Source organism: Ruegeria sp. G2 (assembly GCF_056533505.1).
Genome location: NZ_JBQFON010000002.1, coordinates 139,123 through 152,497, shown reverse-complemented (window position 1 = coordinate 152,497; position 13,375 = coordinate 139,123). Strand labels below are relative to the sequence as shown.

12 protein-coding genes are annotated in these 13,375 nt (G+C 58.2%); 6 read left to right on the top strand and 6 right to left on the bottom strand.

What is annotated here, in order from left to right; genetic code table 11:
* Positions 1 to 151: 151 nt before the first annotated feature.
* Genes ACR0DU_RS05400 through ACR0DU_RS05390 form a run of 3 tightly spaced genes read right to left on the bottom strand, consistent with a single transcriptional unit; the run spans position 152 to position 3,154 of the window.
* On the bottom strand, positions 152 to 1,150 hold the full coding sequence (locus ACR0DU_RS05400) for an ABC transporter substrate-binding protein (protein WP_480872885.1): 999 nt from the start codon (positions 1,148 to 1,150) through the stop codon (positions 152 to 154).
* Positions 1,129 to 2,496 (bottom strand): sensor histidine kinase, encoded by a 1,368-nt coding sequence (locus tag ACR0DU_RS05395; RefSeq protein ID WP_480872883.1) that lies wholly within the window; start codon positions 2,494 to 2,496, stop codon positions 1,129 to 1,131. Before ACR0DU_RS05395 ends, ACR0DU_RS05400 begins: the two co-directional genes overlap by 22 nt.
* Positions 2,486 to 3,154: a response regulator transcription factor gene (locus tag ACR0DU_RS05390; RefSeq protein ID WP_170542436.1), complete on the bottom strand. Its 669-nt coding sequence runs from the start codon at positions 3,152 to 3,154 to the stop codon at positions 2,486 to 2,488. Before ACR0DU_RS05390 ends, ACR0DU_RS05395 begins: the two co-directional genes overlap by 11 nt.
* A gap of 109 nt (positions 3,155 to 3,263) precedes the next feature.
* On the opposite strand from ACR0DU_RS05390, the gene ACR0DU_RS05385 reads away from it, so the two are divergent.
* From ACR0DU_RS05385 to ACR0DU_RS05370, 4 genes are all read left to right on the top strand, one after another.
* Positions 3,264 to 4,244 (top strand): Bug family tripartite tricarboxylate transporter substrate binding protein, encoded by a 981-nt coding sequence (locus ACR0DU_RS05385; RefSeq protein ID WP_010443030.1) that lies wholly within the window; start codon positions 3,264 to 3,266, stop codon positions 4,242 to 4,244.
* Positions 4,245 to 4,313: 69 nt separating this feature from the next.
* Positions 4,314 to 4,796 (top strand): tripartite tricarboxylate transporter TctB family protein, encoded by a 483-nt coding sequence (locus ACR0DU_RS05380; protein WP_480872881.1) that lies wholly within the window; start codon positions 4,314 to 4,316, stop codon positions 4,794 to 4,796.
* Position 4,797: 1 nt separating this feature from the next.
* The gene (locus tag ACR0DU_RS05375) at positions 4,798 to 6,309 is read left to right on the top strand and encodes a tripartite tricarboxylate transporter permease (RefSeq protein WP_010443028.1); all 1,512 of its coding nucleotides are present in this window, start codon (positions 4,798 to 4,800) and stop codon (positions 6,307 to 6,309) included.
* Positions 6,299 to 7,486: a CaiB/BaiF CoA transferase family protein gene (locus ACR0DU_RS05370; RefSeq protein WP_480872879.1), complete on the top strand. Its 1,188-nt coding sequence runs from the start codon at positions 6,299 to 6,301 to the stop codon at positions 7,484 to 7,486. Before ACR0DU_RS05375 ends, ACR0DU_RS05370 begins: the two co-directional genes overlap by 11 nt.
* Positions 7,487 to 7,685: 199 nt before the next feature.
* On the opposite strand, the gene ACR0DU_RS05365 is transcribed toward ACR0DU_RS05370, so the two are convergent.
* From ACR0DU_RS05365 to ACR0DU_RS05355, 3 genes are read right to left on the bottom strand one after another with little or no spacing between them, the layout of a single operon-like run.
* Complete coding sequence (locus tag ACR0DU_RS05365) at positions 7,686 to 9,173, bottom strand: heme biosynthesis HemY N-terminal domain-containing protein (protein WP_480872877.1); 1,488 nt, start codon at positions 9,171 to 9,173, stop codon at positions 7,686 to 7,688.
* A gap of 10 nt (positions 9,174 to 9,183) precedes the next feature.
* Positions 9,184 to 10,452, bottom strand: coding sequence for a COG4223 family protein (locus ACR0DU_RS05360; protein ID WP_480872875.1), 1,269 nt, complete (start codon positions 10,450 to 10,452; stop codon positions 9,184 to 9,186).
* A 54-nt stretch (positions 10,453 to 10,506) separates the two neighbouring features.
* A complete protein-coding gene (locus ACR0DU_RS05355; RefSeq protein ID WP_029622191.1) occupies positions 10,507 to 11,220 on the bottom strand; it encodes a uroporphyrinogen-III synthase in 714 nt (237 codons plus the stop codon).
* A gap of 97 nt (positions 11,221 to 11,317) precedes the next feature.
* Between ACR0DU_RS05355 and tsaD the strand changes: the two genes are divergently transcribed.
* Both tsaD and ACR0DU_RS05345 read left to right on the top strand, forming a co-directional pair.
* Positions 11,318 to 12,415 (top strand): tRNA (adenosine(37)-N6)-threonylcarbamoyltransferase complex transferase subunit TsaD, encoded by a 1,098-nt coding sequence (gene tsaD / locus ACR0DU_RS05350; protein WP_480873290.1) that lies wholly within the window; start codon positions 11,318 to 11,320, stop codon positions 12,413 to 12,415.
* Positions 12,412 to 13,374 (top strand): NAD(P)H-dependent glycerol-3-phosphate dehydrogenase, encoded by a 963-nt coding sequence (locus tag ACR0DU_RS05345; protein ID WP_480872873.1) that lies wholly within the window; start codon positions 12,412 to 12,414, stop codon positions 13,372 to 13,374. The genes tsaD and ACR0DU_RS05345 overlap by 4 nt, the downstream gene beginning before the upstream one ends.
* Position 13,375: the final 1 nt, after the last annotated feature.

Sequence of the window (13,375 nt, the reverse complement as noted above, 5' to 3'; positions counted from 1 at the left end):
TCCTGCGGGGTCGGCATAGGTCGAAAGACAGATGCTGTCTGGCTTACGAATTGCGTCTTGCAGATCATATTGGCAATTTCGATACCGGCCCGCCCAATGCGACGGCAACATTGGCAAACGGAACCGATTGGTACAATCGGCCCGTGCATCACTATTGGATAACAGCGTTTTCCCAGGCCGAGATGAACTTTCTGCGTTTCAATACGTCCAGATAGGTCAGCAGCGCAGGGTTTAGTCCGATTGCCTCCTGTTCGCTATCGGCGGATACAGACAAGACCGGCAGAGGCGAGCGCTCAGGACTTTGTGCCGTACCGTTAATCAGATAACGCACAAATGCTTCGGCAACCTCAGGTTTTTGTGTCGCCTTAGAAACCATGACCGTTCGCATCATCGTAGTCTGGAAGTCAGACGGCAATATGATTTCAAGAGCACCCTCACCTTCTGTCCGAGCCGCCGCGTAGCTGCCCAGCACGTTATAGGCGACCAGAATTTTCCCGTCAGCCAGATCGCGGATCATATCGCCAGAGCAGCAATATAGCCGGACGCCCAGACCGCCCATCACCTCCATCAGGCGCCAATAGGTTTCCGACGCACGCGCATCCTGCGTGGCGAACAGATAGCCCAGCCCGGATTGTCGTACGTCATAAGTTCCAACCTTGCCTCGAAACACCTCAGGCCGTTCTCGCAGCGCTTCGATCAGGCCCTGACGCGTTTGCGGGATGGTTTGGCCTTCGAAAGCAGCGCGGTTGACCACAATGGTGGCGGGCTCGGAGGTAAAGGCAAACAGACTGTCGTGCCACTGCGCCCAAACAGGAACGGGCATACCGTCCAGAGGCAGCGCAAACCCGTCATTGGCGAGTTTCAATTGCAGGTCCATGGCACTTGAGATGACAACGTCAAATGCATCAGGTGTTGCCCGAACGCGCTCATAGATATCGGCAGTCCCTGACACCAAATATTCGACACTAATCTGAGGGTTTCTTGCAACAAACTCTTCGATGAACGGTGCGAACAGAACGGTGTCGGTACTCGATATGACACGCAAGGGCGTGCCCTCGGCGCCATCGTTGAACAAACGGCGATCTTCCCAGTCGTCGGCGGTTCCAACATGCGGAAGCAGCAAAAATATCAGAGCGATAAAATAACGCATGCGCCGCCCTCTGATTGATTGGTCAGAACCAGCGTGCCGCCATGGGCTGTTGCCACGTCCTGCACAATGGTCAGCCCCAAGCCTGAACCAATGGTCCCCGTCGCGTTCTGGCCTCTCTCAAACCTGCGGGTCAACGTGTCAATCTCATCAGGTGGAAACCCCGGGCCAGAATCTTTGACGCTGATCTGGATCTGAGGCGTTGCGGTGACGTTGATTTCAACGGTGCTGTCGGGGGGTGCGTATTTCAGAGCGTTGTCGACCATGTTACGCACGGCGTTCTGCAACAGGATCGGATCACCTGAGTACTGAACCGAAGCGTCACCCGTCAGAGACAACGAAAGGTCTTTCATTTCAGCGATGGGCGTCAGGCGCTGCACAAGCTCATGGGTCAAAGCAACAAGATCGAGGTCTTCTCGTTCCAGATGATCGGCCCGGAATGTGATCATGGCATGATCCAGAAGTTGCCCTGCCGCCCGAGAGCTTTCGTCAATAGCCCGCACCATCGCACGCAATGCTTCGCGATTTTCCTTGCGTTCGACGCGTTGCAAGGTCGCCTCGGCATAGGACCGGACGGTCGCCAACGGAGTACGCACCCGGTGCGCCGCCTCTGCGATGAAATCTTCCGATTGGCTGAGAGACTGATCCAGCCGCCCCATCAGGGAATTCAGCGAAGACACCAGAGGTGCCATTTCCTTGGGCACCGGTTTTCGGAACGGGCTCAGGTCCTGCGGTCCGCGACGGGTCACCGAGGTGGTTAGCTTGTTTAACTGTCCGATGGTTGCTGTTGTAACCCAAAAAGACAATGCCGCGGTCAGCACAAAAAAGCCGATCCCCAGAAAGGCCGCATTGCGCGAGATCTGATCCAACGTTTCGGCCAGTGCATCCTGCGTCTGCGCAAGCGCGACCTCGATTTCGGTCTGACGGCCCAGACCGACCAATGTGCGGCTGGCGTTGACCTGCCGAACGCGCTCACCCCGAAGCTCACCCGCATCGAAGGTCCAGTTGCCAGCCCTCGTATCTTGGGCAAGCTGAAGATCGTCATAGCCCGATATGAATGCGCCGTCCTGATAGATCGCATAGAACACTCGGTCATCCGACGGGGTCGCCAGCATAGAAAACGCGGCATAGGGAATATCGATCTCGAGCTGCCCATCACGCAGCGCAGCCGCATCCAGGATCGAGGCTGCCGACGCGCCAAGGATGTTGTCCTGCCCCTGCTGGGCCACTTGCGCTGCATAATTTCGAACCGCGAAGAACAGTAGAACGGCCAATAATGCCGCGCCGCTGATCAGCGCCAGCACAAGCCGGTTTCTGAGCGATCCATAAACAGCCGGACTAACCGTCATGGTCCAGCCTGTAGCCCAGCCCGCGCAACGTGGTGATTTTCAGCTCGGATTTCTCAAGGTGCTTGCGTAGCCGACCCACATAGACCTCAATCGCGTTGTCCGAGATGTTGTCGTCGTAAGAAAACAACCTGTCGGCCAGCTTCTGTTTCGAAAAAACCTGACCTGGCGCGTTTATGAACAGCTCCATCATCCGCAGCTCGCGATTGCGCAAGGATATCGTTTCTCCCCGCACGCTCAAATGGCCTGCGACAGGGTCAAACACGATCCCGCCGACCTCGATCCTTGATTTGGCAATCCCTGATTTGCGCCGCAAGACGGCCCGGCAACGGGCTTCTAGCTCGGCGTGATCAAAGGGCTTGGTCACATAGTCATCCGCCCCCAAATCGAGCGATCCGATTCGATCCGAAACCTGACTGCGCGCGGTCAAAACGATAACTGGCGTATCCGGATCACGGGCCCGATGACGCTGCAAAAAGTCCCGGCCATCTCCATCGGGCAGCATGATATCCAGCAGGATCAGATCATATTCCTCGATCTCAGCATAGGCCGTTGCGTCGTCCAATTTCTCTGCATGATCAACGACATGACCATCCAGGCGCATGCGGGCACACATCGCATTTGCAAGATCCAGATTATCTTCGACCAGAAGGAATTTCATGAGGGCTGGGGCGCTTCCTAACGCGTGACAGGTTGATGTCAGGTTTGTGTGGTTAAACTTCAGAATAATCTGAGCCGCCCTGCGGCCGGATGTCAAATGGGAGGACATCATGACAACATTCAAACTGGGCCGTCGTGCCCTGATCGCAGCCGTTGCTGCCGTTGGTCTAACCGGACCTGCATTGGCGCAAGACCAGGTCGTGGACAGCATCCACTTTCTGATCCCCGGTGGTGCCGGCGGCGGTTGGGACGGAACCGCACGCGGAACTGGCGAGGCCCTAACCAATGCAGGTCTTGTGGGCACGGCGTCCTACGAGAACATGTCAGGCGGCGGTGGCGGTAAAGCCATCGGTTATCTGATCGAAAACGCCGAAAGCAATCACGGAACGCTGATGGTCAATTCGACACCCATCGTAATCCGGTCTCTGACGGGCGTGTTCCCGCATAACTTCCGCGACCTGACTTTGGTATCGGGCACCATCGGTGACTATGCGGCAATCGTTGTTGGCAAGGACAGCCCGATCAACTCTATGGCAGACCTCCTGGCAGCCTATGACGCCGATCCAGGTGCCACCGCCATTGGCGGCGGCTCGGTTCCGGGCGGCATGGACCATCTGGTGGCAGCCATGGTGATGGAAGCAGCCGGCAAAGATGCGCTAGGCGTCAAATACATCCCTTACGATGCAGGCGGTAAGGCCATGGCGGCACTGCTGTCTGGCGAAATCGCAGCCTTGTCGACTGGCTTCTCGGAAGCTGTCGATCTGGCCAATCAGGGTGAGGTGAAGATCATCGGCGTTACCTCTGAGGAGCGCGTAGACGCGGCACCCGACGCACAGACGATGAAGGAACAGGGTATCGACACCACATTCGTCAACTGGCGTGGATTCTTTGCGGCACCCGGACTGCCCGAAGACAAGCTGGTCGCCTATCAGGACGCCATCACAAAAATGTATGACACACCTGAATGGGAAGAAGTACGCGCGCGCAACGGTTGGGTGAACATCCACAACTCGGGCGACGACTTCTCTGCTTTCCTTGAAGATCAAGAAAAGCAGATCAGCGATCTGATGAAGAAACTGGGCTTCCTCTAAAGGTGGCTTCGGCAGAGCGGTCCTCCGCTCTGCCCCCAAACTCACAACAATAATACGGGAGGGGACACCATGGCGCTGGATCGTTGGATCGCGCTTGTTCTGCTGGGGATTTGTCTAACCTATGGCTATGCAGCCTGGTTCACGATGGACGGCAGCCTGCCCCCTTTCATGCAAAGAAACCCGATATGGCCCAGCACCTTCCCCAAGGTTCTGTCCATTTTGGGGATCATCGCCTGCACAATTATCCTGCTGGGCTTTGAGAAAAGTGAAATAAAAGAGGCGGATATCGACTACCGCCGCCTTGGCGATTACCACCTTGGGCAGGCGATTTCGCTGCTGGTTCTGATGGTCGTCTACGCCCTATGTCTGCGCCCCGTCGGATTTCTGATCGCGACATCGGGCTTTTTGATTATCGGTTCGTACATTCTGGGTGAACGCAAATGGCATATCATGGTGCCTGTGGCCCTGATCGCAACCGGATCGGTCTGGTATCTGGTTCAGGAAGTTCTTGGAATTTACATGCGCCCACTGCCCGGCATTTTCGGAGGCTGACATGCTTGAAGGACTTCTGATCGGTCTGCAAACGGCCTTTTCGCTTCAAAACCTACTGATGGTCATCGCGGGGTGCCTGATCGGTACATTCATCGGCATGTTGCCCGGGTTGGGGCCAATGTCGATCATCGCGATCATGATCCCGGTCGCAATTTCGATGGGAGACCCATCCGCTGCTCTGATCCTTCTCGCGGGCGTCTACTATGGTGCGATTTTCGGTGGCTCGACCTCGTCAATCCTGCTGAACGCGCCGGGGGTCGCGGGCACAGTGGCGTCAAGCTTTGATGGCTATCCTATGGCGCGACAAGGCAAAGCCGGTAAAGCGCTGACCATTGCTGCGATCGCAAGTTTCGCAGGAGGTACGATCGGGGCAATCTTGTTGATGGTATTCGCCCCGGCGCTGTCTTCCGTGGCGCTGTTGTTTCATTCCGCTGAATACTTCGCGCTGATGGTCGTTGGCTTGTCAGCCATTGCGGCATTTGCCGGTTCAGGTCAGGTGGCAAAGGCGCTGATCATGACCATTCTCGGCCTGATCATGGCCACCGTTGGCGAGGGTGCGCTGTTCAACCTGCCGCGCTTCACTATGGGCATCATGGACCTGCAATCCGGCTTTGGCTTCATCACGCTGGCCATGGCAATGTTTGCCTTGCCCGAGGCGCTTTTCCTTGTCCTCAAGCCCAAGAATCTGCAAGGCGATGATGGTGAAATCAAAGATCTGCGGATCACCAAAGACGAGGCAAAAGCCATCGCGCCGGTTATTGGACGCCAATCGACTCAGGGCTTTTTCATCGGGGTCCTGCCGGGCGCGGGCGCGACTATTGCGAGCTTCCTTGGCTATGCGGTCGAGCGCAACATCGCGCCAAAAAAAGAGCAGGAAGAGTTTGGAAAAGGCTCTATTAAAGGGCTTGCGGCACCTGAGGCGGCAAACAACGCGGCCTGTACCGGTTCGTTTGTGCCGCTGCTGACATTGGGCATTCCCGGATCGGGCACCACCGCGATTCTGCTAGGCGCACTGATTGCGCTGAACGTTACTCCGGGTCCTCGCTTGATGATTGATGAGCCGCAGATCTTCTGGGCAGTCATCATGTCGATGTTCATCGGTAACCTCGTCCTGCTGATCCTGAACCTGCCACTGATCCCCTATATCGCCAAAGTGCTGGCCGTTCCGCGCAACTATCTGATCCCGTTCATTCTGTTCTTCACCTTGATGGGTGCATATATCGGCCAGAACAACGCCACCGAACTGTTGATACTGGTCGGTTTCGGGGTCTGCGCGACGGCTCTTAAGTTCGCAGATTATCCACTCGCTCCCCTGCTGATTGGCTTTATCCTTGGTGGAATGATGGAGGACAACTTCGCACGCTCCATGCAGCTTTACGATGGTATCGGATTTATCTGGGAGCGCCCGATGACACTGGCGCTACTCGTCATCGCCGTGCTGTTGGTGCTGCTGCCCAGCTACCGCGCCCGCCGAGCACGGGCACGGGCAGCTGGGATCGCCGATGGCGACTGAGCCACTCTCAGGGGTCCGCGTCCTTGACCTGACCAATGTTCTGGCAGGCCCCTATTGTTGCTATCAACTTGCCTTGATGGGCGCCGAAGTCATCAAAGTTGAACGCCCCGGCAGCGGGGACCTGGCCCGAGTGCTGGGCGCGGATCCTGAACGCAACAAGGCCGGAATGGGCATTAGCTTTCTGGCTCAAAACGCCGATAAGAAGTCTGTTACGCTGGACATGAAAGCCGAGCAGGGGAAGGCGCTACTCAAAAGGCTGGTTCAAACCGCCGACGTTCTGGTTGAGAATTTCCGCCCCGGTGTCATGGATCGACTGGGGTTGGGTTATGAGGTTCTGCGCAACGAAAATCCCAACCTGATCTATTGCGCGATCAGCGGATTCGGTCAGGACGGACCGAGGCGTGACGATCCCGCCTATGACCAGATTGTTCAGGGTATCAGCGGTGTCATGTCGATCACGGGCGCCCCCGATACGGCACCTTACCGGGTCGGCTATCCTCTGGCAGATACTGTGGGCGGATTGACCGCAGCCTTTGCCATCAGCGCGGCCTTGAACGCCAATCCACGCGGCACATTTCTGGACGTTGCAATGACTGAGGCCGTTGTCTCGACAATGGGTTGGGTCGTTTCGAACTATCTTTTGGGAGGCGTGTTGCCAGATGCCCATGGCAACGAAAACACCACCTCGGCCCCGTCCGGTACATTCGCCACGTCCAACGGCCCGATTAACATCGCGGCCAATCGGGATGAGCAATGGCAGGCCCTGGCAAAGCATCTAAACCGAGACGATTTGCTGACCCATCCCAACTATCAGACCCGTGAGGATCGCAAACAAAACCGGCATGCCCTTCGACAAGAACTCGAATGTGTGTTGATCGCCCGTCCGACCGAGGATTGGGTTCGCGAATTGAATGCGCTCGGCGTTCCGACGGGGCAGGTTTTTACAGTGCCTGAGACTTTGTCAGACAAACAACTGGAAGGGAGGGGATTGATAGCGAGCCTGTCAGCTCACGGTGAAAACTTGCGCCTCGCAGGCAGTCCGATAGTCATGGATGGTGAGCGGAGAACTCCCCAAGCTGCCCCGCCTACCCTCGGTGCCGATAACGCTGTGATCTGGTCCGAGCTTGGCTTATCTGACGCAGAAATTGACGCACTAAAACAAGAAGGGATCATATGAATGACGTGACCGATCGGGGTAGGCGGCCTGTATTGCCATGGAACCCGTGCCGATCGGCTGAGCTGCCAAACGATTGAAAGCCTGGTTGGGACTGTTGGCGTCGCAGAAATGACTGATAGTGCGTAGTAGCAAAGAATCCACCACGCCTGATTACAGCTCAGAGCTTGCTAATAAACAGCCCTAACGAATTATCGAACCATTAGGCCCGTTTCTCTTGCTCGATTTCGACGGGCTCGGCGTTTACTTCAATCACTTCTTCCACCTCTGGATCGTCGACTTCTGGTTCTTCCTCGGCTTCCGATTGATCCTCAAGCGCTCCGACGATCAGCGGCAACATGTGCACACCTGTCGCACTGGCGATTTCAGGCGTCTGCGGTGTCTGCCAACTGAGTGTGTCGAAGCTGCCGCAGTTCTGGCAGACCGGGCCCCATTCGGGCTGAATATCGTGGCAATTGTCGCAGACCCATTGCGGCCCGCGCGGTGCGTTCAACGCCTTGGCCAGCCAACCCTGAACCACTGCGTCCGAGGCACCTTCGCCCCGTTCAATCGCAGCCATCAGCGTGTAGGCCCTGGCATCCCCCTGCTTTTCAACCACATCGCCCAGCGCGCGGCGCGCTTCGGGGAAGTCTTCGGCTACGATGTTGAGCTCGGCCAGGATCAAGCGGGTCTCCATGTTCTCCGGGTGAATCCGAGTCAGCGCCGTGAACCGCTTGACGCGTTGATCGGGGGTTTCATCCGGCGCAATCTCAGCAAAGGCATGGGCCAGATCGGGATGAGGCTGAACCTCCCATGCCTTTTTGATTATTTTGGTTGCCGCGCGCGGTTTGCCCTTTTTGATATAGGCCCGCGCGGCCATAGCAGCTGCCGGGACCAGATCGGGCGACAGGCGGTTTGCCTCAATCGCGTGTTCCTGCTGTTCGACCGTTGCCGTATCATCCAGCAGCACCTTGGCCTCGGATAAGGCCAAAACCGCATCGCGCCGCTTGAACACATCACGCGGCAAATACCCGGCCTTCAGCTTTGACGTCAGCGTGGAGCGCGCGCCGGCCCAATCTTGCGCCCTGGTCTGCAGGTTCAGCAGCACATCCTGCGTCTCTTCGTGCCGGGGCTTCAAGGCCAGAGCCTTCTCGGCCAGCTTGCGTGCGGTTTCATCGTCACCTTCAGCCAGTTTCTGCTTCATGATCCCGCGCACGCCGACAAATCGTGTGGCGTTGTTGGTGACCAGCTTCTTGTAGGTCTCGGATGCTTTCTTGGTATCGCCGGTCATCTCAGCGGCCTGTGCCACCAGCAGATTGGTCAGTTCCGGCTTGTTCAGCAGCTTCTCGGCCTTGTTGGCCTTGGTCATCGCCACGCGCCCCTCACCCGAGGCCAGCGCCATCAGCCCGTCCGCCAGCGCCTGATATCCGCGCTTTTCCCGACTGCGGTCGAAATACCGCGACAGGGCGGTTTCATCACCGTTGAGGAATTTCAACGTCGCGATCAGTAGCGTCAGCAGTTTGAAGAACAACCAGACCGCAAACACCAGCACGCCCAGCGCGATCACCGATTGCAGCGGACCAAGCGTGTATTCCGTGCCCGCGACGGTGATCTGCACCCCGCCGGATGATTCCATCAGGAACCCTGCACCCATGGCCAGCAGGCCGATAATCGCAACAAAAACAAGGATCTTTAACAATGACCACAGCATGGCAGGTCCTTCAGTTCGAGTTCAGGCTTGAAGCAAGCGTATTTGCGGCCTCGACGGCAGAGACCCGCGTCTGCGCCGCCTGCTCCCAGTCCGCCAATGCGGTCTGCGCCGCTTCGGGCAGTGATTTCAGTTCGGTCAGCGCCTTTGAGACATCACCATCCGCCAACGCCGCCTGAGCGCGCGACAGGACTGCGTCCGGGTCGTCCCCCTCTTGCGGTGTCACCGACCGCGCGCCCGTCTGGCGCTGAAGGAAGGCAACCAAGCCGGTCCCCTTGTTGGCATCGCGTGCATCGGCGAGCGCAGTGCGCGCAGCAGGGGCAAACGTCGAGCGCAAGGCTGAGAGCGTCTCAACCCCGTCCGTCGCTGACGCAGCCAAAGCATCCGGCACGTCAACACCCCCGGCTTTCAACTCAGCAACCAGTTCTTCATAGGGCTGACCGGCATCCAATTGTCCATGCAGACGCGACAGGATTGCAGCGTTGGTCGCCGCGCGAGCCTCGGCTGAGGCCTTCGCCTCAAGCGCCTGCGCATCTGAGACCATCTTTTCGACTTCGCTTCGCTGCGAGGCCAGGGAATCCTGCAGTTTCTTCAACTCTGACTCGAACGCGGCGGTCGCCTCGGGCGAGACATTTGCCTCAAGCGGTTGTTTCTCAAGCGCGGTCAGTCGTTGCTCCAACGGACCGACCTTACCGGTCAGACCTTCGACACTTGTCTTCACGGCACCCAGATCGCTTTCGACCGGCGTTAGCTTGTCGGACAAAGCCCTGATCTGATCCGAAAGGCCCGAGACATCGGGGCCATCAGCAAGAGATTTGGTCAGTTGGGCAATCTGATCGGTTTGTTCCGCTAGCTTCGACTCGAGCGCGGAAATCGCGTCCGAGCTATCTGTCCCACTGGTTATAAAACCGCCACTGCCCACGGCAAACCCGATTCCGGCCGCAACAACGCCGCCCAGCAGCGCCGGAACAAACCCGCCGCGCTTTTCGACGGTGCGTTCGACTACTTTCTCTTCTGCAGGTGCAACCTCTTCGACAGGCTCAGAAGCGGCTTCGGCTTCGGCTTCGGCTTCGGCTTCGGCTTCGGCTTCGGCTTCGGCTTCGGCTTCGGCTTCGGCTTCGGCTTCGGCTTCGGCTTCGGAAGTCAGCTCGTCCGCAGCATCCTCGGCGTCAACGGAATTCTCATCCGAGACTGCTTCACTTTTGGTTTCGGTGGCCTCTGCCACCTCTTCTACGTTGGGGTCTTCGACCGGCTCCTGATCGGGTTTCTTCTTATCAGCCACCGCGTTAATCCCCTTATCGATTCCCAAAACACATGAACAACAGACTTGCCCAAGTTAATCCGCACCCGGCGCGCTCTCAACCCGCATCACGTGATTCAAGAGTTTTTTCACGGCTTTCTGCATTTTATCCGGTGTCGGTTCATCCGCGATCTTCAGCCGTTCAAAACGCAGTGTTTTAAGGGGTTCCGCGGCGGCCTCGCTGATCGCGGCCAGCCACAAAGGCGCAGATCCGGCCCAAACGTCGGCAAAATGTCGCGCTGTGCGGGGCGAAAACAGCGGGGCGATGATGGGTTGGTTGTCCTCGGCGGCCTGTGACGCCTCATCACTCAGCGGCAAAAGCTGTTGTCGGTAAATCGGTTGTTCTCGGGTGGTCAGGCCGGATTCCGTCAGACGCTCGGCCACGTTGCCACGGCTGTGTTCTCCGCGCAGATGAAGCAGCGGGCTGCGTGGCCTGAGTTTCAGCAGATTGGCCACCAGTTCTTGTGCCGTCGCACCCCTCATCTGCGCGTCCCATCCCGCGTCCTGCGCAGCCTGCGTGGTCGCCGGACCAACGCAATAGGCGGGCAGGCAGCGATCCACATTCAATAGGGCGGCGGCGTTCACGCCATTTGCCGAGGAAAAGATCAGCCCAGCGGACTCATCAGACTCAACCGCGACCGTCAGCGGTTCGATCTTTAACAAGGGTGAATGGATAACTGCAACTTGCGACCGAATGTGGTCCGGCAGTTGCGCAACGAACCTGTCCGAGGCGGCGCGAGGGCGGGTCATCAACAAATACAACGGTCGGCGCCTTCGGCCTTGGGATTGTTTGCATCCGCGCGGGGTGATACCCCGCTTGGCAATCATGATGCAACGGATCAGGCCTATGGTGCAAACACTTACCGTCCTCGGACTGGAAAGCAGCTGCGACGATACCGCTGCCGCCGTGGTGCGGCAGTGCACAGGCGCACGGGCCGAGATCTTGTCATCCGTGGTACATGGTCAGACTGAATTGCACAGCGCCTATGGTGGTGTTGTGCCCGAGATCGCAGCGCGTGCGCATGCCGAGAAGCTGGATATTTGCGTCAAACAGGCTCTAACACAGGCCGAAATTGGCTTGCGTGATCTGGATGCAATCGCCGTGACAGCCGGGCCGGGCCTGATCGGCGGCGTGATGTCCGGCGTGATGTGCGCAAAGGGTCTGAGTGCGGCGACCGGGTTGCCGCTGATCGGGGTGAACCATCTGGCCGGACACGCGCTGACGCCACGCCTGACCGACGGAATTGCCTTTCCCTACCTGATGCTGCTGGTCTCAGGCGGCCACTGCCAATACCTGATCGCGCATGGACCCGAGCATTTCACCCGTCTCGGCGGCACAATCGATGATGCCCCCGGAGAAGCCTTTGACAAGACCGCCCGTCTGCTGGGTCTGCCGCAGCCCGGCGGCCCCTCGGTCGAGGCCGAGGCCCGTACGGGCGATCCCAAACGTTTCCGCTTTCCGCGCCCGCTGCTGGATCGCCCCGGATGTGACCTGTCGTTCTCGGGGCTCAAGACTGCGCTGATGCGGATGCGGGATCAGATCGTGGCCGAAAAAGGCGGTCTGACGCGACAGGATCGCGCCGATCTGTGCGCCGGATTTCAGCAGGCGATCGTCGATACTCTGGCCGAGAAGACCCGCCGCGCGATTTCGCTGTATCTTGAGGCTTCTCCGTCGGAACCGGTTATTGCCGTTGCCGGTGGGGTTGCTGCAAATTCTGCCATTCGCGCTGCATTAGAGACTGTTTCTGCGGAAATGGGCGCCCGATTTACCGCCCCTCCCAAGGCTTTATGCACCGACAATGCCGCCATGATTGCCTATGCAGGAATAGAAAGATTCTGCACCGGTGCGCGGGATGGCTTGGACCTGATGGCACGACCCCGCTGGCCCTTGGATCAAACCAGCCCATCGATGCTAGGTGGCGGCAAGAAAGGAGCCAAGGCATGAGCGTTTCAGTTCTTGGATCAGGTGCCTTTGGAACCGCTTTAGCCATATCATTGGCGGGAAACGGCCCCGTTACGCTTTGGTCGCGGAATTCCGATCAGGCAAGGCAAATGCAGCAATCGCGCAAAAATGTCGATCGCTTGCCGCGCGTCACGCTGCCTGCCAACATCACGGTGACTGCCGTGATTGAACAGGCGGTGCGGTCCAATGTACTGCTGCTTGCCGTGCCAATGCAAAAACTACGCAATGCTCTGACCCTTCACAAAGCACAGCTGGGCGGGAAGGTTCTGGTTGCCTGTTGCAAGGGGATCGAACTGTCCACGGGTCTGGGTCCTGTCGCCGTCATCCGTCAGACCGTGCCGGACGCACAACCGGCCCTGCTAACCGGTCCCAGCTTTGCCGACGACATCGCGCGCGGTTTACCCACGGCACTGACGCTGGCTTGTGCTGATGCCGAACTTGGCGAGGCGCTTCAGCAAGAGCTGACAACCGCCAACCTGCGTCTTTATCGAACCGCCGATGCCGTCGGGGCAGAACTGGGTGGCGCGCTAAAGAATGTGATGGCTATTGGTTGCGGCGCGGCCATTGGGGCAGGCCTTGGCGACAGCGCCCGCGCTGCATTGATCACGCGCGGATTTGCCGAGATGCAGCGCTTTGCCGCGCTGCGCGGGGCCCAACCGGATACGCTTATGGGGCTGTCAGGGTTGGGCGATCTGGTATTGACCTGCTCGTCCGAATTATCTCGAAATTATCGTTTTGGCCTGTGTTTGGGTCAAAAGAAGCCGTTTGACAGCACAACAACTGTCGAAGGCGTCGCCACCGCGCTGGCCATGTCTGAGATCGCCGCAAGTGAAGGACTGGATATGCCGATCAGCGCAACGGTGGCGAAACTCAGCAGCGGTGCATACAGTGTCACCGACGCGATTCAGGCGCTGCTGGGTCGCCCACTCAAGGAGGAATAAT